Raw genomic sequence first — 16,846 nt, 5'->3', positions numbered from 1 at the left:
CCTACTTATTATCTTTTGTCCCGATAGAATCCCTGGCCGCCTGAAGCAGTCGCTGCCGCTCCAGCAAGGGTGCGTTGTCAATGATTACGACATCACGGAGGTTTCCGAAGTCGGTGGCAAGCTGCACCTTCAGACGATAGGAGAGCCCGTCAGGGGAGTTGAAGACATACTTTATCTGTCCGACCCTCACTCCCGAGGGAAACACGGAGGAATATCCGCTCGTTACGACATAGTCTCCTTTCCTGAACTTTGCGTGCCGGGGCACATCGTCCACATAAGCCAGATGGCGATAGCCTCCGTTCCAATGCAGATAGCCGAAGTAGCCCCTGTCCTGTATCATGCAGCTGATACTGGAATGGGAGTTCAATACCGGGATGATGACAGCATAGTGCGGGGACACCTGATAGACGATTCCCACGACGCCATTGCCGCTCACCACGCCCATGTCGACCTTTACTCCGTCGGCAGAACCCTTGTTGACGGTGATGAGGTTGTCGATCTTGTCGAGAGAGTTGCTCACCACCTTGGCCTTGATCAGCCGATAACTGGAGAACTGCCGAGCCAGAGAGCCGTGCAGGACATTGGTGTCGCCGGTGGCAATTGCCAGCCGCGCCTGCATTCCCTTCAGCTGCTGCTCAAGCGCAATGTTGCGTAGGGTCAGCTCCTCGTTGGCCTTCGTCAGCGAGAAAAACGATTCCACCCGCGCCTTCCACTCATAGACCTGTCCCACCACGGTATTGGCGGAGGAGAACCACACGCTCCCCTGATAGCTGTTGTACTGGAATATGAGCACGAAGCTGAGTGCCTCAAGCAGCACGAAAAGGAGCCAGTGGCTGTGCCTGGACAGAAACTCCAGTAAATTCCGCATGCCTTATCGCATCAAGAAAGAGAACTTGTCTACATTCTTCAAGGCAATGCCCGCACCCTTGGCAACGCTGTGCAACGGGTCTTCGGCGATATGAAACGGAATGTTTATCTTGTCCCGCAAGCGCTTGTCGAGGCCTCTCAGCAAGGCGCCGCCACCGCTCAGGTAGATACCATTCTTCACAATGTCGGCATAAAGCTCAGGAGGCGTGTTCTCCAGAGCGGAAAGCACGGCGTTCTCTATCTTCGCCACGGTCTTGTCGAGGCAATGGGCGATTTCCTGATAGCATACGGGCACCTCCATCGGGAGAGCCGTGATGCGGTTAGGCCCGTGAACGACATAGTCTTCGGGAGCCTCCTCGCCCAAGTCGGTAAGCGCCGACCCTACATGAATCTTGATACGCTCTGCCATGCGTTCCGACACCTTCACATTGTGCTGGCGGCTCATATATTCCTGAATATCGGCCGTGAGGTCGTCGCCGGCTATGCGGATCGAGTTGTTGCTCACGATGCCGCCGAGCGAGATAACGGCAATCTCGGTAGAGCCGCCACCTATGTCGACGATCATGTTACCCTCGGGCGCCTCTACATCGATGCCGATGCCTATGGCGGCTGCCATCGGCTCGAAAATCAGGTAGACATCGCGGCCGTCGGCATGCTCGGCGCTGTCGCGGACGGCACGAAGCTCCACCTCGGTACTGCCCGAAGGAACTCCGATCACCATGCGGAGCGATGGCGAGAAGATGCGAGAACCGGAATGAACCATCTTGATGAGGCCGCGCATCATCTGCTCGCAGGCGGTGAAGTCGGCAATCACGCCGTCGCGGAGGGGACGGATGGTGCGAATGTTGTCGTGCGTCTTCTCATACATCATCTTTGCCCGTTCGCCCACGGCGATCATCTTGTCTGTGCGACGGTCCAGGGCCACTACTGAGGGTTCGTCAACCACAATCTTATCATCGCTGATAATGATGGTGTTGGCGGTTCCCAAGTCCATCGCAATTTCTTGAACGAATGAAAAAAATCCCATATTTTGATTTGTTGTTTTTAGAAAGTAAGAAGCGGCTGATGGTAAGAGCGGCCTGCTCCATGGCGGCCCGCGCTCCTTCTCAGCTTTCCCATCCTTCCTCTTTTGTTGATTGTTTTTTTATGTCCGGACATCATCCTTCTGCCCTTTTGGCAGCAAGGAGAGAAGCTTCTGCCCGCAGGCACCTACTTCTGGAACCACTCATGGATGGCCCTGTCATAATGGCTACTGATTCCGAAGGCACGGGCTGCCAGCATCCTGCGATCCTCAAGGTCGGTCTTCGCGCCTTTCGCGTTCAGGATATCGAGGAGCAAGCCATATTCCGCCTTACTCGGAACGATGACCACATCCTTGAAATTCTTGGCTCCCGCACGAATCAAGGAGATGCCGCCGATATCGATTTTCTCGATGATGTCGGCCTCGCCGGCCCCGCTCGCAACGGTCTGCTCAAACGGATAGAGATCTACAACGACAAGGTCGATCGCGGGAATCTCATACCGCCGCATCTGCTCGCGGTCGCCCTCATGGTCGCGACGGGCAAGGATTCCCCCGAACACTTTCGGGTGTAAGGTCTTTACGCGCCCCCCGAGAATCGAGGGATAAGTGGTTACATCTTCCACCTTCTGACACTCGTAACCGAGCGACTCGATGAATTCCTGAGTTCCTCCGGTGGACAAAAACCTGACGCCTTCAGCGCTCAGTTTCCGGAGTAAGTCCTCCAATCCATCCTTGTGAAAAACGGAGATGAGGGCAGTCTTGATTTCTTTTACTTCAGCCATTATAATTGATCGTCTTTGAATATTCAGACTGCAAATTTACGAAATATTCCCGACTATCCCATCATTTCCGGCTTAAAAAAGCTTGATTTTTCACATTATTATGCGTTAGGTCAACTTTTAGGGCGGAAAAACAGATATTTGCGAAATCATCTTTTGCCACACCCTGCCGCATGAACAGGAATTGGAAGAAGGGCAAAAGAATATATGAAAATATTTTACTGACAAGCAAAAATAAAGGCCCGCTTTCTGAACGGACCTTACATTCGCCTCGAAAACCGCCTGAAATTTCAACGCGGTGAAAAGACTCTTTTAGGGCCCGCTTGCCCTTCCGGAAGCCCCCACAAGGGTAAAAGACGGCCTTTTGTCGGGTCGGAAGCCGTTAAAAGGGATGCCGGAAGCCGCCTTTTGCGGTGGTTCTTGCCGCTTTTTACAGCCCCATTTTCTCGCTTTTAACGGTCAAAAGGTCGGAAAAATGCATCTTCCGGCCGTACCTGACTGCCCGGGAAGTCACTCCCAGATCCTTCATCTCTTGCGAAATGTGTCAATCCCAATACTGCTTCACCTTTTCGCAAACCAATAAAATCGCAAAAATATATAAACAATTTCAGGCGATAACCCCATCGCCTGAAACATGGGAGGAAGCCCGGAGTGGGCCGCTCCAGGCTCGCCCGACGGGAAGCGGGCGGCAAAAGGTGCCGCCGCCCCGCGCCATCAAGCCATCACTTGAGATGCGTCTTCAGAAAGTCCTCTATCTTGTCGAACGGGATATAACCATGATCGCCCCCGTCGTAGAGGTCGGTGTGCGTAGCGTCAGGCACTATCAGCAACTCTTTGTTGCTGCCCGTCAACTTCTTGAAGGTATCCTCGCCCATGTATCGGCTGTGCGCCTTCTCGCCGTGCACGATAAGAACCGCGTTGCGGAGGTCCTCCGGATGCGTCAGAATCTCATTGTTTGTCCAGCCCAGCTGAGCCTGGGTCTTCCACCCGGCATTGGAGTTGACGGAGTTCTTGTGATATCCGCGCTTGGTCTTGTAGTATGCGCTATACTGCTGAACGAAGTCTGGCATGTTCTGCGCCCTCGCCATTTCCGGTTCCAGGCAGCCGCCCGCGGTCGCCACAGACCCCGTCTTGTATTCCCGCGTGCGCAATGCCGTAATCTGCCGTTTCATCTCGTAGCGGTCGTCGGCAGTGCCCTTGTCAAAATATCCGTTTGCTCCCACGCGCGGCATGTCATACATGGTTACGGCAACGGCAGCCTTTATCCTTGGGTCGGCGGCAGCGGCATTCAGGCAGATGCCACCCCACCCGCAGATGCCGATGACGCCTATCCGCTCAGGGTCTACATTCTCCAGATTGCCCAGATAGTCGACGGCGGCCATGAAATCCTCGGTGTTGATGTCGAGGGAGAACATGTCGCGAGGCTGCCCGCCACTCTCTCCGGTGAACGAGGGATCGAAGGCTATCGTGAGAAAGCCACGCTCCGCCATGGCCTGCGCATACAACCCGGAAGACTGTTCCTTGACCGCCCCGAAGGGACCGGCTACCGCGAGGGCTGGCAACTTGCCTTTTGCCCCCCTCGGAAGATACATGTCGGCTGCCAATGTGATGCCGAAATGATTATGGAAAGTTACCTTCTTATGGTCCACTTGATTACTCTTGGGAAACACTTTGTCCCATTCCTGTGTCAGGGTCAGCTGTTCCTCTGCTGCCTTCTGTGCTACATTATTCATATTATCATTGCTTTGGGCGCCGGCAAAGGATGTCTCCATCACAAGCAATGCCAGCATGATTAAACTTTTCCTCATGTCTTCATCTTTCTAATTTTCGGCCCAAAGGTAGCAAAAAATCCGACACTGCCCGATAAACGGGTTACGGGGAAAAGTAATTATTTTACTTTTTCGCGGCCACAAGGGTCGCCCTGTCGGCATCTTAAGATTTCTGGCATATCTTTTGCTGGTCATTCCGGGAAGATGAATCAACGAAAAAAAGTACAGACATGACAAAGTTTGAAAAGGGCAAGGCCCTGAATCCGAATGAGGTGGTAGGCTACCAGGATGGTGGCATCGTCAGTATGGAACTCCTGCATAACGAGCAGGGAAGCATCACGCTGTTTGCCTTCAGCAAGGGCCAGCAGCTCAGTCCACATTCAGCTCCCTTAGATGCCTTCATACAGGTAACGGACGGCGAGATGATAATGGTTCTCGACGGCGAGGAGCATCTGGTAAAGAGCGGCGAAGTGTTCATGATTCCCGCAACGCATGTGCACGCCGTGCGGGCAGACCAAGACTTCAAGATGATCATCACGATGGTCAAATCTTGATTTTGTATAAATAATTTAAAAAAATCTGGAGGTAATGTAAAACATTACAGGAGATATTGCGTAATAAGAGAAAAAATAGTATCTTTGTACCAGTTTTTAAATTAACATCAAGAAAAATGAAAATCGAAAAAATTCATGCAAGAGAAATCCTCGATTCAAGAGGCAACCCTACTGTTGAGGTTGAAGTAACATTGGAGAATGGCGTAATGGGTCGTGCGAGCGTACCGTCAGGCGCTTCTACAGGTGAGAACGAGGCTCTCGAGCTCCGCGACGGCGACAAGGGGCGCTTCGGAGGCAAAGGAGTCTTGAAGGCTGTAGATAATGTAAACAATGTTATCGCTCCTGCTTTGAAGGGTGATTGCGTACTCAACCAGCGCGCCATCGACTACAAGATGCTGGCGCTTGATGGCACTCCTACCAAGAGTAAGCTTGGCGCAAACGCCATCCTCGGCGTTTCTTTGGCAGTCGCCCAGACAGCAGCAAAGGCGCTTAACCTGCCCTTGTATCGCTACATCGGCGGCACGAACACCTATATTCTCCCTGTTCCCATGATGAACATCATCAACGGCGGTGCCCACTCTTCAGCTCCTATCGCATTCCAGGAGTTCATGATTCGCCCCGTAGGCGCCCCTAACGAGAAGGAAGCCATACGCATGGGCGCAGAGGTTTTCCACGCCCTCGCTAAGATCTTGAAGAAGCGCGGACTCTCCACGGCCGTTGGCGACGAGGGCGGCTACGCTCCTGAACTGAACGGCATCGACGATGCTCTCGACAGCATCGTTCAGGCTATCAAGGACGCTGGCTACGAGCCTGGCAAGGATGTAAAGATTGCCATGGACTGCGCAGCTTCTGAGTTCGCTACCGTTGAGAACGGCCAGTACTACTATAACTACAAGGAACTGAAGAACGGCATGCCTAAGGATCCTAACGGCAAGAAGCTCTCTGCCGACGAGCAGATTGCTTATCTCGAGCAGCTTATCACCAAGTATCCTATCGATTCCATCGAGGACGGCCTCGACGAGAACGACTGGGAGAACTGGGTAAAGCTCACCAAGAGAATTGGCGATCGCTGCCAGCTCGTGGGCGACGACCTGTTCGTAACCAATACAAAGTTCCTGCAGAAGGGTATCCAGATGGGTGCTGCCAACTCTATCCTGATTAAGGTGAACCAGATCGGCTCGCTGACAGAGACCCTCGAAGCTATCGAGATGGCTCACCGTCATGGCTACACGACCGTAACTTCTCACCGTTCCGGAGAAACCGAGGATACCACCATCTCTGACATCGCGGTCGCAACGAACTCTGGCCAGATCAAAACGGGCTCTATGTCTCGTACAGACCGTATGGCAAAATACAACCAGCTCATCCGCATCGAGGAAGAGCTCGGCGGCGTCGCTAAGTATGGTTTCACCAAGCTGAAGTAATCTTGAGTTGATTTAAATCCTACGATAAGCCATCAGGGATGCCCGTTTGGGCATCCCTGATTTTTCATTTATCCATCACCTTATCTATCTACCCGGAGAGCCATTCCGCAGAGAGAAACCTCGCTATAGCCATGAAAGAATGCAAAATTCTCATCTTGCCGACCTATAATTCAAATATTCTTTGTAAGTTTGTAGCTAATTAATCAACAACTCACAACCCATAAATAACAAATTATGAAAGCCATTCACACCAAAAAGGCACCTGCTGCCATTGGCCCATACAGTCAGGCCATCGAAGTTAACGGGCTTGTTTATGCATCGGGGCAACTCCCCATCATTCCTTCAACCGGCATGTTCCCTGAGGGAGGCGTGGCCGAACAGACCCGTCAGTCAATCCTCAATGCTGAAAGTATTTTGCAGGCGGCAGGCACAGACCTCAAGCATGTGGTGAAAACCACCGTCTATCTCGCGGATATGGGTGATTTCGGAGCCATGAACGAGGTCTACTCCCAATTCTTTTGCGAGCCATACCCCGCCCGCTCTGCCGTTGCCGTCAAGGATTTACCCAAAGGCGCACTCGTGGAAATAGAGGTAATTGCCGCCATATAAGAACTATACGACAGAATTTCCCCTCTATTAATGTAAGAGCCTTTTATTTTGTTTTTTAGATATAAAAAACTCATGATTTTGCGCAACTTTTGCACAAAAAAAGCATACCTGGAAATAAAAAACACGATTAAAACTCTTGACGAAGTGAAATCTATCATCTATCTTTGCACAAGATATAGATAAATACCATGAAATAAAGAATATTGTTTAAGTTAAGTGTCAATTTATGACCCGATTGGGAAATCCGGTTCGATTGTTTTGTACAGATATAAGTTAGTAAGGCAAATTAGCATCGTGAGATGTTTTTCATCGTTTAGTTGAATTACTATCCCGGAGGCGTTTCCTTTAATTGCCTCCGGGAGATGTAATTACCAGAGTATAATTCCAATCATATATGAAAGCACTAAACCAGCCGCACCCCAAAGAGAGCTATCAGCACATCATAAAGCAATGGAGATATACGGGCCAACAATTCCGACTGTGCCCCATTGAGTGGTGTTATGGAAAAGTAGATGGCAGCCGTAAGCACACTGATGACCGTAGCCACAAGATAATTCTTGATGGAACGCTTAAGCGGTTCAAAATCATTGATACCTACGGCCAGCCCCACACCAATAATCGGTCCCATGAGTGGCGATATGAGCATGGCACCGATAATAACTGCCGTGGAATGGAGGTTCAGCCCTAACGAAGAGATAAAAATGGCAAAGACGAGCACCCAAAAGGTTGGCACCATGGAAGGTGATACCTGTGCTAATCTGCCGGACGGTCTCGGCTTCATCCTCCTTGGCAGGCAGGGCGTTGAAATAGCACTTGACTACCTGCCATAATGCTTTTTCCTGTTGCTCCAGATTCCTTTTCATTTCTCTGCAAAAATACGAAGAAATCATGGAAAAGCCAAAACATATAGTTTTCATCACCCTCCATTTGGATATTTAAATGCTTTTTTGTATCTTTGTTCCCTGTGTCATTCGGCACAAGGCTCTTGCAACTTAAAGGTTGTAATTTTACTATATATATCACTGATGAGACAACATTATCAAAAGGAATTTGAGAACAGGGTCATCATTCCCGCTATCCAATTCATGCAACGCGAACGGTCCAGTGGTATCGTTCTCGGACTTTCAGTGGTCGCAGCGCTGATACTGGCCAACTCTCCCCTTCGTGAGCAGTATTTTTCTTGCCTCGATTCCCACATGGGCCTTGTTTTCAATGGCAAACCTTTCCTCAATTTCACCTTGGAGCACTGGATAAACGACGGTCTGATGTCGATGTTCTTCTTCGTTGTGGGATTAGAACTGAAGCATGAGTTCATCAGTGGCGAACTGAAGGATATCCGCAATGTTACCCTACCTGTGATGGCAGCCATCTTTGGGATGTTCGTTCCCGCGATGTTCTATTCGTTCTTCAACTGGGGCACCAGCGTATCCGCAGGCTGGGGTATCCCTATGGCCACCGACATTGCCTTCGCACTTGCCGTGCTGTATATCCTCGGCGACCGCATACCCGTCTCCATCAAGGTGTTTCTCACGACCTTGGCCATCGTCGACGATTTGGGTTCTGTTCTGGTTATTGCCTTGTTCTATACATCAACTATCTCATTGGCAAGCCTTTCCGTAGGATTCGGTTTCCTGCTTATCATGTTCATCAGCAACAAGATGGGAGTAAAGAATGTGTGGTTTTACGGCCTGCTGGGCATTGGCGGCGTCTGGATAGCTTTCCTCATGTCAGGAATCCACGCCACCATTGCGGCCGTCCTGTCGGCACTCGTCATTCCCGCAGACTCCCACATTCCCGAAGCAGCCTTCATAGCTCGGGCCAAAAAGCTCGTGAAGCAGTTTGAGCAAGCTGAGGGCAACGACATGCGAACACTGGAGCCCGAGCAGATGGAGATTCTGTCAAAGGTCCAGACCGACTCACGCAGAGCCATGCCTCCATCGCAGCGTCTCGAACACGGGATGCAACCCTTGGTGTCATACCTTATCATGCCCATCTTCGCTCTTGGCAATGCCGGCATATCCTTTATTGACATGGATTTAACCTTGCTTACTCAAAACAATATTGCTGTGGGTGTGTTTGCCGGTCTCCTGCTGGGTAAGCCGCTGGGCATCCTAATGGCCGTATGGCTTACAGAGAAGGTGAAACTGGGTAAGCGATCGCGTCATATGACATGGCGGCGGCTTACGGGTCTGGGCTTCTTAGCCTCCATTGGATTCACCATGTCGATGTTTGTTACCATGCTGGCCTTTGACGATGTCGACTATCAAGTGCAGGCCAAGACAGCCATCTTTGCCGCATCTCTCTTAGGAGGCTTGCTCGGGTATTAAATCCTCAAGAGACAATAACCCTATCCGATTCAAATACTAAAAGGGAAATCAACATTTACACGAACAATAACCTATCCCGGATTGTTCGTTTTATTTATACGATTCCTGTCCGGTGCCATATTTCCGACATGGGCCAATCAGGCCTTTCTCACCATACGGCCAGCCATATGGCAAATTTCAGCCGGAAAAAGACAAGCTCCGAGCGACATCAGCCTCCTAACCCGTGTGTCTCGATGAAGTTTCTGAGCGCCGAGCCGTCGTCAAGCGAGGGTGAATAAGCTGTGAGTACATTTAGCCTTCCCGGGCCATACTCTGCCATAAGATCCTTCAATGTGTTGAGGACACAAACATCCCCAGCCAGCCCGCATACATCAATCTGCCCGATGGCATGCTCGCTGACAAGATGGCGAAGCTCAATGGAGGAACGCTTGTTCTGTAAGATGGAATACTCTTCACGAGAAGCCTCATCCCCTTTGTAGAGCATGACGAATCCTCCCTCCGTTTGATGAAGGGCTTCCAAGAGGCGTTGCCAGATGGCTGCCCCCGCGGAATGCTGCATGCAATGCGCCGGCCACGGTCCGCCTTCGCGGTCAAAAGAGCAATGGTGATAAGGGTGCCAGTCAGAAGTGGCCACACGCAACGCATATTCCTTGCCATGGCTATCTACATATTCTGCCAGAGCATCCATAGCCTCAGCAGCACCCGCAATTGGCAGTGAGCCATTGATGAAATCCATCTGTGGGTCGATTATCAGCAATAATTTATTCATGATTCTATTATGTTTTTAGCCGAAAACTCATCCTAAAAAGAACCTCAAGGACACGGAGGAAGATTCCGTCCGCCCGTTCCGTACCACTCCTTGATTTCCATATAGTGCCTTGAGAAGGTTAGGGCTTGTTCCCGGTCAGCCTTTTTCACCAGTCTGGCCGGTATTCCTGCCCATATTTCATAAGGGCCCACCCTCGTTCCCGCAAGCACCACGGCACCCGCGGCAACGACAGCCCCCTCGCCCACTTCCGCCCCATCGAGCACCGTGGCATTCATGCCGATCAGCGCGCCCTTGCGCAAGCAGCAGGCATGCACGACAGCCCCGTGCCCTATCGAGACATCATCCTCGATAACAACCGCCCCTCCCCGGGTCTGATGAATGCAGGCACAATCCTGCACATTCACGCGGCAGCCCATGCGAATGGCGTCCACATCTGCCCGTAACACGGCCCCGAACCACACAGAGCAGTCGTCGCCCATGGTAATATCGCCGACCAGCGCCGCATTCTCTGCCAAATAGCAATTGTCGCCCCACTTAGGAGCTTTCCCATTGACTTCCTTTAACAATGCCATCGTTTATCATCATTTTCCAAATACAAAGATACAATTATTTGGTTAAAAACTTTCAATATGCTTGCTTTTTCGAAATTAACGATTATATTTGCAACATCAGACACAATACAAAAACATGATGGATAGAGGTAATCAGAACTTAAGTAGGCGCCAGTTCCTAAAGCGTTTAGGACTGACGACGGCTTCTGCCGCTGCCCTGGCAAGCATGGGTCCCATCTCGGCCTTTGCCCGTTCTCTCATCAATCAGAGCGGCAGGTCTGCCCTTATGGAGGGAAACCCCGGAGGCATGACGCTGCGCGTTAACCGCCATACCGGCGACAAGGTCTCACTTCTCGGATACGGCATGATGCGCTTGCCGCAAAAAGACGGCAAGATCGATCAGGACCTGGTAAACAAGGAGGTGGACTATGCCCTGGCACACGGAGTAAACTATTTCGACACCGCTCCCGTCTACGGAAAGGACTTGTCGGAAATTGCCACGGGCATCGCGCTGCACCGCCATCCCCGCAAAAGCTACTTTGTCGCGACCAAGATGTCGGATCGGGGAGACCATACACTTGCAGGAGGCAAGAAGATGTTCCACGATTCGCTGGAAAAACTGCAGATAGACTATGTAGACTATTATCTTCTTCACTCCGTCGGAAGTGGCGGTCTGGACAAACTCAACGAGCGGTTCATCGACAACGGGCTGCTTGACTGGCTTTGCGAACAGCGCGACAAGGGCGTGATCCGCAACCTCGGATTCAGCTATCATGGCGATGTGAGCGTCTTCGACTGGCTCCTCGATCACAATGAGAAGTATGGTTTCACCTTCGTGCAGATAGAGATGAACTACATCGACTGGCGGCACGCGTCGCTCAACAAGGGTGGCTGGAAGCAGGATGCCGATGCCGAATACCTCTATGCCAAGAGCGAGAAGGCCGGCGTGCAGAATGTGGTCATGGAGCCGCTCCTTGGAGGTAGGCTTGCCCACATTCCCGAAGAATACGCCAAGCGGCTGAAGGCTGTCCGCCCCGAGGCTACTCCCGCCTCCTGGGCTTTCCGCTGGGTGGGCTCCCATCCCAACATCCTCACCACGCTGAGCGGTATGACGACCATGGAGGTGCTTGAGGAGAATGTGCGCACCTTCTCACCTCTCGACCCCTGCACCACGAGCGAAAACGAGCTGCTTGCCAAGATTGCCGACGACATGTCGGGGCTGCCGGTCATCCCATGTACGGCCTGCCAATACTGCATGCCTTGCCCTTACGGCGTCAATATACCTGGAAACTTCACCTATTATAACAAGGCCATCAACGAAGGAAGGTTCCCCGACAAGAAGTCGCCCGGCCATGAAGTCCAGCTCACCGACTTCGTGAAGGGTTACAAGCAGACCTTCAAGGACAGCGAATGGGCATCCCAGTGCATGGATTGTGAGGTCTGCCTGCCTAAGTGTCCCCAACAGATACGCATCCCCAACCAGATGTCCAGAATCGTAGAGCTGATCGGTGATGCCGGGAAATAATGTTTTTTAGGAACGGAAGCCCGGATGTTTCCCCATCCCGGCTTCCTCTTTTCAATTGAAGAGACATGAATATAGAACAAGTGAGAGCCTACGCCCTGTCCCTGCCAGGCACCACCGAGGACATGCCTTATGGGCCGGACTGGCTCATATTTCGCATTGGCGGGAAGATTTTCCTCCATATCTGGCTGGAGTCGCCGGAGCCTACTTGTGCCGTCAAGCTCGCCCCCGACCGCGGCGCGGAACTCCGAGAGCACCATGACGGCATTCGTCCGGCTTACCACCTCAACAAGACGCATTGGAACGACCTCTATCTTGAGACCCTCGACGACAAGCTGACTGAGCAGCTCATCAGAAGTTCTTATCAAACCGTAGCCGACAAACTGCCCAAACGACTAAGACCCGTATTTCCGCGGGAATAAGCGCAAAGACAAATCGGGCGCCCTTGAAAGCCGGTTCCGAGACCCCCTTTTTATCGCCACCGTTACCATGTGCATGGCAGTATGATGTAAAGATAACGAAAATTCACGAAACCTCAAAGATATCTTCCCATACACACTTCCCAGTTTGGCCACATCCTTCCGCAAAAAGGCCGGGAACCTCTGCTGCCGGCACCGGCAACTGCACATTATTATAAACAGGACGGGAAACCTCGGCTACGACGCCGCACCTACGACACGGCAAACGGGCAAAACACAGCGAGCATCAAGGGCCTTTCTGCCATAAAGCAGTCTCGAGAAAAGACGATAGCTGCAAAGAGAATGACAAAATCGGCGAAATCGTCGGACAAAATCGCCGAAATTGTCGGACGAAATCGGCGATTTCGTCAAAGCGGGAGCGGCCTCTTTGTTTCCGGGAGACACGCTGCCCGAAAACCTTAGACGACCGGCAGCTCTCAATCCCTGGTTATTACCTGACAAATCAGCTGGCAGGCTGAAAATTGGGTCGCGGACGACGCTCCACCTGACAAGTACAAAGATAATGCTATTTTTGGTAAGACAAAGTATGGAACGGCAACAATTCTTGCAAAAAAACATAAATCCCCGACGGCAACAACATGCCACCCCCTGATACCCGACATGGCAGACTGCTTTCTTCAGGATGGCTTTAACGCCGCGGCATCATCAAGGATGAATCGAATCGCAAAAAGAAAGTTTTATCCTTCAAACCTGCAACAAACGAAACGAAAGCACAGTATCAATTTTCTTTTTGAAATAAACTTTTGAAATCAAACTAACATTTTGTTGCTCGTTTGAATGAAATTGTTTACCTTTGCAAGCACAAGAGAGGATTTCCCAGACGATCAGTCAACGATTAAATAAGAAGAATGTTATGAACGCGAAAGATGTTGTAGAGAATTTGAAGCTTAGGTTTCCCAACGAACCGGAGTACATCCAGGCGGTAAGCCAGGTATTAGGCACGATCGAAGAAGAGTACAACCGACATCCCGAATTTGAGAGCGCCAACCTCATTGAGCGGCTCTGCGTCCCCGATCGAATCATCCAGTTTCGGGTTTCCTGGGTCGACGACAAGGGCAGGGTGCAGACCAACATGGGCTATCGCATACAGCATAACGATGCGATTGGCCCTTACAAGGGCGGCATTCGATTCCATGCCTCCGTCAACCTGTCGATTCTGAAGTTCCTCGCCTTTGAGCAAACTTTCAAGAACTCGCTGACCACGCTCCCCATGGGAGGGGCTAAAGGAGGCTCCGATTTCTCTCCCCGAGGCAAGAGCAACGCCGAGGTGATGCGCTTTTGCCAAGCCTTCATGACCGAACTTTACCGCCATATCGGTCCTGACGAGGATGTTCCCGCGGGAGACATCGGCGTGGGAGGCCGCGAGATCGGCTACCTCTTCGGCATGTACAAGAAGCTCACCCATCAGTTTCACGGTGCTCTCACGGGCAAGGGACAGGAGTTCGGAGGGTCTCTCATCCGCCCCGAAGCCACGGGGTATGGGAATGTCTACTTTCTCTGCAACATGCTCAAGACCCGAAACATCGACATCAAGGGCAAGACGGTGCTCGTGAGCGGAGCGGGCAATGTGGCCCTGTATACGGTAGAAAAGCTGATTGAGCTCGGGGCCAAGGTGGTTACCATGTCCGATTCCGACGGCTACATCTACGACCCAGACGGCATCGATCGCGCCAAGCTCGACTATATCATGGAGCTGAAAAACATTGAGCGGGGGCGCATCCGTGAGTATGCCGAGGAATACGGAGTAAAATATGTGGCGGGGGCGAAGCCCTGGACGGAGAGAGCTGACATCGCCCTGCCTTCCGCCACGCAGAACGAGATTGACGGGGAAGCCGCGAAAGCACTCGTCGCCAACGGCGTCATTGCCGTCTCGGAAGGAGCCAACATGCCCTCAACGCCCGAAGCCATCAAGGTTTTCCACGACGCAAAGATACTCTACGCACCGGGAAAAGCGGCCAACGCAGGGGGAGTTGCGGTATCAGGACTGGAGATGAGCCAAAACTCGGAACGGTTGCGCTGGAGCCGCGAGGAAGTGGATGGCAAGCTTCACTACATCATGAACGATATCCACGAGAACTGCATGAGATACGGCATGCAGTCCGATGGTTATGTCAACTATGTGAAAGGAGCCAATGTTGCCGGATTCATGAAGGTGGCCAAGGCCATGATGGCGCAGGGAATCATATAAAAAGCTACAGGACGGGACCGCCGACAGAGGTGATAACCGAAAAGGCGAGCAAGAACTCTGGCAACAGCAGCACGCCGCCTGGCAAGGAGGAGCTGAAGGACGAAGCCGTCAGGAGAACCAACCGGACATGGAGCAGGATTGGGCGGATAAGGTCCACTGAAAAGATAGCCTACACCAAGTAGCATATCAATACAAACGGAAAGACATTTCCTCATCATAAAAGACCCAGAAACGAATCGGCCTGCTCGGCGAGCTGTGCTTTCTGTTCTTCATCCAGAGTCAGCTGATTGGTGCCCCAGGCCGCCATGTCTACACGCAGACCTAACGAAGGCTCCGCAACCTCCGCGCCGATGAAGGTCAGCAGTTCTGCCAACTTTTCCCGGCATTTAGAAGTCTTTCCTGCCCCACCAATGCCTGTCAAAGCAACACGCTTTTCCCTGATAGGCGTCGGCGTCTCATAGTCGCCAGCCGTCAACGGACGCGAAAGCCAGTCGAAGAGGTTCTTGACAAGGCCGGGATAGCTGTAATTATACTCCGGCGTGAACACCCACAAGGCATCGGCGGCCTTGACGGCCTCTCTTACGCGGATAACGGATTCTGGAGCGGGAAACTCTATATCCTGATTGACGAAAGGCACATCCGCATAATCCAGACAACTGACCTCAGCCCTGCTTTGCAGCAGTTCACACACATAATCGGCTACCTGTCGGTTGAACGATTGCCTGCGGGTAGATCCCACAACAAACAAGATTTTCTTCATGTTCATATAGTTTTTATAATTGGTCATCATCTCGAATGCTCGGCCATGAATCCGCGTCGTCGAGGACCGGGAAACTTTTCCGAAAGCCTCTGAGCGGCCTAATCTTCAATTTGGCGGTTGCCGCACTCACTTTTCCCGACTCACATTCTACTATCGTTTTGCCATAAGGCCCTACGATTTCAGATCCCCCGGCATAATTGCAGACAGAATCCTCACCCACCCGATTCACCCCTATCACATAGCATTGGTTCTCAATGGCCCGGGCCTTAAGCAAAGTAGACCATGCCTCTAACCGAATGGCAGGCCAGTTAGCCACATAAATCGCCAAATCGTAATCTTTATGATTACGGCTGAATATAGGGAAGCGGAGGTCATAGCAGACTTGAAGAAGAATCCGGAAATCCTGATACTCTACGACTACACGCTCGTTTCCTGGCGTAAAGTGCACATCCTCACCTCCATATGAAAACAGGTGCCGCTTATCGTAATGAATTTCCATTCCGTCAGGAAAGACGAAATAAAAACGATTGAAGAATCGGCTACCCTCCTTCACGGCAATGCTTCCGGCGATGGCGCATTTTCTTTTTACTGACTGCGCCTGCATCCATTTCAGTGAGCAGTCGTCGGCCTCTGCCACCCCTTCCGGCTCTGTGGCAAATCCCGTTGAGAACATTTCCGGGAGCACATAAAGGTCAGAGTCTTCATTCTCATCCATCAGTGTCTCCGCATCACGCTGATTTTTCTTGGGATTACCCCAAACGATGTCGGTCTGCAGAATAGTTACTTTCATAAGAAATCCTCTTCTTTGGGACAAAACTACGAAATTATTTCCTGACTGCAAAACAATCCCCGACTTTATTGCAGGCGGATTTGGCTATTGAAATCTTCAGAGAATAGACACTCGATTAACTAACAACATAGCTTTCCTCCAAGACATAATAGACATGAGGATTATTTTCTGAAATACTAGTAAGAAGAGTTTTGCAGAGATATCTCATCTAGATAAATAAGACCTTCAAGTTCCCAAAGTTGAGTATGTGATATAAATTATTCCTTAATTGTTCCCTTAAAAAAACAAAAAATAGCTAATAATCAAGTGATTACTAGCCCTTCTTTGTAGCGGGGGTGGGACCCGAACCCACGACCTCCGGATTATGAATCCGACGCTCTAACCAGCTGAGCTATCCCGCCATCACCCATCGCCTGATGGAATTGCGGGTGCAAAGG

Annotated in this window: 17 protein-coding genes, 1 tRNA gene and 1 pseudogene; 8 read left to right on the top strand and 11 right to left on the bottom strand. The window is 51.3% G+C overall.

The window, feature by feature from the left end; all coding sequences use genetic code 11:
- Position 1: 1 nt before the first annotated feature.
- The 4 genes from mreC to C7120_RS06445 form a co-directional block, all read right to left on the bottom strand.
- Positions 2-868 carry a rod shape-determining protein MreC gene (mreC, locus tag C7120_RS06460; protein WP_107620842.1) on the bottom strand — a complete coding sequence of 289 codons (867 nt, stop codon included), beginning with the start codon at positions 866-868 and terminating at the stop codon, positions 2-4.
- Between the two features lie 3 nt (positions 869-871).
- The gene (locus C7120_RS06455) at positions 872-1,894 is read right to left on the bottom strand and encodes a rod shape-determining protein (RefSeq protein ID WP_107620841.1); all 1,023 of its coding nucleotides are present in this window, start codon (positions 1,892-1,894) and stop codon (positions 872-874) included.
- A gap of 182 nt (positions 1,895-2,076) precedes the next feature.
- Positions 2,077-2,670, bottom strand: coding sequence for an IMP cyclohydrolase (locus C7120_RS06450; RefSeq protein WP_107620840.1), 594 nt, complete (start codon positions 2,668-2,670; stop codon positions 2,077-2,079).
- A 719-nt stretch (positions 2,671-3,389) separates the two neighbouring features.
- Positions 3,390-4,475 carry an alpha/beta hydrolase gene (locus tag C7120_RS06445; protein ID WP_107620839.1) on the bottom strand — a complete coding sequence of 362 codons (1,086 nt, stop codon included), beginning with the start codon at positions 4,473-4,475 and terminating at the stop codon, positions 3,390-3,392.
- A gap of 191 nt (positions 4,476-4,666) precedes the next feature.
- Here C7120_RS06445 and C7120_RS06440 point away from each other — a divergent pair, with 191 nt between their 5' ends.
- The 3 genes from C7120_RS06440 (at position 4,667) to C7120_RS06430 (ending at position 7,023) form a co-directional block, all read left to right on the top strand.
- Positions 4,667-4,990 (top strand): cupin domain-containing protein, encoded by a 324-nt coding sequence (locus tag C7120_RS06440; protein WP_107620838.1) that lies wholly within the window; start codon positions 4,667-4,669, stop codon positions 4,988-4,990.
- Between the two features lie 116 nt (positions 4,991-5,106).
- Complete coding sequence (gene eno, locus C7120_RS06435) at positions 5,107-6,414, top strand: phosphopyruvate hydratase (protein ID WP_107620837.1); 1,308 nt, start codon at positions 5,107-5,109, stop codon at positions 6,412-6,414.
- Between the two features lie 234 nt (positions 6,415-6,648).
- The gene (locus tag C7120_RS06430; protein WP_107620836.1) at positions 6,649-7,023 is read left to right on the top strand and encodes a RidA family protein; all 375 of its coding nucleotides are present in this window, start codon (positions 6,649-6,651) and stop codon (positions 7,021-7,023) included.
- A 418-nt stretch (positions 7,024-7,441) separates the two neighbouring features.
- Here the strand turns inward: C7120_RS06430 and C7120_RS06425 are convergent.
- Positions 7,442-7,820 (bottom strand): annotated as a pseudogene (locus C7120_RS06425) (DUF389 domain-containing protein); the annotation flags it as partial.
- Positions 7,801-7,950: a hypothetical protein gene (locus C7120_RS14135; protein ID WP_233247083.1), complete on the bottom strand. Its 150-nt coding sequence runs from the start codon at positions 7,948-7,950 to the stop codon at positions 7,801-7,803. The gene C7120_RS14135 and the pseudogene C7120_RS06425, both read right to left, overlap by 20 nt.
- A 98-nt stretch (positions 7,951-8,048) precedes the next feature.
- Between C7120_RS14135 and nhaA the strand changes: the two genes are divergently transcribed.
- Complete coding sequence (nhaA, locus tag C7120_RS06420; protein ID WP_107620835.1) at positions 8,049-9,350, top strand: Na+/H+ antiporter NhaA; 1,302 nt, start codon at positions 8,049-8,051, stop codon at positions 9,348-9,350.
- Positions 9,351-9,558: 208 nt separating this feature from the next.
- On the opposite strand, the gene C7120_RS06415 is transcribed toward nhaA, so the two are convergent.
- Together C7120_RS06415 and C7120_RS06410 are read right to left on the bottom strand one after the other, a co-directional pair.
- Positions 9,559-10,119, bottom strand: a complete 561-nt coding sequence (locus C7120_RS06415) for an isochorismatase family protein (protein ID WP_107620834.1) — start codon at positions 10,117-10,119, stop codon at positions 9,559-9,561.
- Between the two features lie 44 nt (positions 10,120-10,163).
- On the bottom strand, positions 10,164-10,691 hold the full coding sequence (locus C7120_RS06410; RefSeq protein WP_107620833.1) for a gamma carbonic anhydrase family protein: 528 nt from the start codon (positions 10,689-10,691) through the stop codon (positions 10,164-10,166).
- Between the two features lie 115 nt (positions 10,692-10,806).
- On the opposite strand from C7120_RS06410, the gene C7120_RS06405 reads away from it, so the two are divergent.
- From C7120_RS06405 to C7120_RS13895, 4 genes are all read left to right on the top strand, one after another.
- Positions 10,807-12,195, top strand: a complete 1,389-nt coding sequence (locus C7120_RS06405) for an aldo/keto reductase (RefSeq protein WP_233247036.1) — start codon at positions 10,807-10,809, stop codon at positions 12,193-12,195.
- 65 nt (positions 12,196-12,260) lie between these two features.
- The gene (locus tag C7120_RS06400) at positions 12,261-12,614 is read left to right on the top strand and encodes an MmcQ/YjbR family DNA-binding protein (protein WP_107620832.1); all 354 of its coding nucleotides are present in this window, start codon (positions 12,261-12,263) and stop codon (positions 12,612-12,614) included.
- 910 nt (positions 12,615-13,524) lie between these two features.
- Entirely contained in the window at positions 13,525-14,859 is a 1,335-nt protein-coding gene (locus C7120_RS06395) for an NADP-specific glutamate dehydrogenase (protein ID WP_107621417.1), read from the top strand.
- Positions 14,860-14,888: 29 nt separating this feature from the next.
- Positions 14,889-15,041 carry a hypothetical protein gene (locus tag C7120_RS13895; RefSeq protein WP_158267354.1) on the top strand — a complete coding sequence of 51 codons (153 nt, stop codon included), beginning with the start codon at positions 14,889-14,891 and terminating at the stop codon, positions 15,039-15,041.
- Positions 15,042-15,073: 32 nt separating this feature from the next.
- Here C7120_RS13895 and C7120_RS06390 read toward each other — a convergent pair whose 3' ends face one another.
- From C7120_RS06390 to C7120_RS06380, 3 genes are all read right to left on the bottom strand, one after another.
- Complete coding sequence (locus C7120_RS06390) at positions 15,074-15,625, bottom strand: NADPH-dependent FMN reductase (RefSeq protein ID WP_233247035.1); 552 nt, start codon at positions 15,623-15,625, stop codon at positions 15,074-15,076.
- Positions 15,626-15,632: 7 nt separating this feature from the next.
- Positions 15,633-16,409: an amidohydrolase gene (locus C7120_RS06385; RefSeq protein ID WP_107620831.1), complete on the bottom strand. Its 777-nt coding sequence runs from the start codon at positions 16,407-16,409 to the stop codon at positions 15,633-15,635.
- Between the two features lie 327 nt (positions 16,410-16,736).
- Positions 16,737-16,810 (bottom strand) — tRNA-Met (locus tag C7120_RS06380).
- Positions 16,811-16,846 lie beyond the last annotated feature (36 nt).

The organism is Prevotella sp. oral taxon 376, from assembly GCF_003043945.1.
In the GTDB taxonomy this organism is placed as follows: Bacteria; Bacteroidota; Bacteroidia; order Bacteroidales; family Bacteroidaceae; genus Prevotella.
This window is presented reverse-complemented; position numbering and strand designations above follow the sequence as displayed.

Bases quoted from the DNA above. Each gene is read 5' to 3' on its own strand.
- mreC (WP_107620842.1), bottom strand. From the start codon at position 868: ATGCGGAATTTACTGGAGTTTCTGTCCAGGCACAGCCACTGGCTCCTT.
- C7120_RS06455 (WP_107620841.1), bottom strand. From the start codon at position 1,894: ATGGGATTTTTTTCATTCGTTCAAGAAATTGCGATGGACTTGGGAACC.
- C7120_RS06450 (WP_107620840.1), bottom strand. From the start codon at position 2,670: ATGGCTGAAGTAAAAGAAATCAAGACTGCCCTCATCTCCGTTTTTCAC.
- C7120_RS06445 (WP_107620839.1), bottom strand. From the start codon at position 4,475: ATGAGGAAAAGTTTAATCATGCTGGCATTGCTTGTGATGGAGACATCC.
- C7120_RS06440 (WP_107620838.1), top strand. From the start codon at position 4,667: ATGACAAAGTTTGAAAAGGGCAAGGCCCTGAATCCGAATGAGGTGGTA.
- eno (WP_107620837.1), top strand. From the start codon at position 5,107: ATGAAAATCGAAAAAATTCATGCAAGAGAAATCCTCGATTCAAGAGGC.
- C7120_RS06430 (WP_107620836.1), top strand. From the start codon at position 6,649: ATGAAAGCCATTCACACCAAAAAGGCACCTGCTGCCATTGGCCCATAC.
- C7120_RS14135 (WP_233247083.1), bottom strand. From the start codon at position 7,950: ATGGAGGGTGATGAAAACTATATGTTTTGGCTTTTCCATGATTTCTTC.
- nhaA (WP_107620835.1), top strand. From the start codon at position 8,049: ATGAGACAACATTATCAAAAGGAATTTGAGAACAGGGTCATCATTCCC.
- C7120_RS06415 (WP_107620834.1), bottom strand. From the start codon at position 10,119: ATGAATAAATTATTGCTGATAATCGACCCACAGATGGATTTCATCAAT.
- C7120_RS06410 (WP_107620833.1), bottom strand. From the start codon at position 10,691: ATGGCATTGTTAAAGGAAGTCAATGGGAAAGCTCCTAAGTGGGGCGAC.
- C7120_RS06405 (WP_233247036.1), top strand. From the start codon at position 10,807: ATGATGGATAGAGGTAATCAGAACTTAAGTAGGCGCCAGTTCCTAAAG.
- C7120_RS06400 (WP_107620832.1), top strand. From the start codon at position 12,261: ATGAATATAGAACAAGTGAGAGCCTACGCCCTGTCCCTGCCAGGCACC.
- C7120_RS06395 (WP_107621417.1), top strand. From the start codon at position 13,525: ATGAACGCGAAAGATGTTGTAGAGAATTTGAAGCTTAGGTTTCCCAAC.
- C7120_RS06390 (WP_233247035.1), bottom strand. From the start codon at position 15,625: ATGAACATGAAGAAAATCTTGTTTGTTGTGGGATCTACCCGCAGGCAA.
- C7120_RS06385 (WP_107620831.1), bottom strand. From the start codon at position 16,409: ATGAAAGTAACTATTCTGCAGACCGACATCGTTTGGGGTAATCCCAAG.